Source organism: Allobosea sp. P1_A7 (assembly GCF_056406775.1).
Genome location: NZ_JBFTZN010000605.1, coordinates 1 through 958 on the forward strand (window position 1 = coordinate 1; position 958 = coordinate 958).

Sequence of the window (958 nt, forward strand, 5' to 3'; positions counted from 1 at the left end):
GTCTTCCTTACCGTGAAGGGCGATCTCTCGCTCGCGCTCGGCAACGACCCCCTCCCGCGCGAAGCGCTGCAGAGTGTCCTCGACCGGCAAACCAGCAGCGACCGTGAGCAGAGAGTCTTCCTGCGCGCCGACGGGACCGTCGCCTATCGCGAGCTGATGGATGTGATGAACCTCCTGCGCAATGCCGGCTATCTGAAGATCGCGCTGGTCGGGCTAGAGGATACGGGCCAGGCGGCCGCGCCGGTCGCGGGTGTGAAGCCATGAAGACCGGGTCTCTCGATGGCAGCGCATCACGACGCCTCTGGCCGGCGCTATTGCGCTGGAGTTCGGCTGGGCTCGTCGTGGTGGCGGCGCATGGCGGCATTGCCTGGCTGGCCTTGAGCTGRCGGCCGGGAGAGGCTGCGGCCGGCGCGCCCGAGCCTGCCGTGATGATCGAGCTTGCGGCGGTTTCCGTTGCGCCCGAGGCCCCCGCTGCCGACCTGCCCCCTGCCCCCCAGGCGACCGAGGCCGAGCCGCCCCCACCAACCCCGGAGCCTGTTCCCGAGCCGGTCAAGGAGCCGGAGCCGCCTCCGGAACCCGAGGTGATACCCGAGCCGGTCCATCTGCCCGAGCCTGAGATCAAGCTGCCCGAACTGCCGCAGCTGCCCGATGCTGCAGCCGTGCTCGCTCCCCCGCCTCCGCCTGCCCCCGAGAAGCCGAAGGTCGTCGAACGCAAGCCGACGCCGCCCAAGCCACGCGTCGTGGAGCGCCGCAAGCCGGCCGAGCGCGAGAAGCCACGGGCCAAGGAAGCCGCCGCGCCCCCCGCCTCGGCCGCGCCCGCCGCTGCTCCTTCCTCCGCGCCAACCGGCTCCGCTGCATCGCCCTCCGCCTCGACGGCGTCATGGCGCGGCATGCTGATCGCCCATCTCAATCGCTACAAGCGCTTCCCGGGCGGCGCGCGTCCCGGCACGGTGCAGAT

2 protein-coding genes are annotated in these 958 nt (G+C 71.5%); both read left to right on the top strand.

The annotated features are described in order from the left end of the window. On the top strand, positions 1–264 hold a 264-nt coding region (locus tag AC1D34_RS37955), incomplete at its 5' end, for a biopolymer transporter ExbD (protein ID WP_476827076.1). Beyond that, on the top strand, positions 261–958 hold a 698-nt coding region (locus AC1D34_RS37960), incomplete at its 3' end, for a hypothetical protein (protein WP_476827077.1). The genes AC1D34_RS37955 and AC1D34_RS37960, both read left to right, overlap by 4 nt.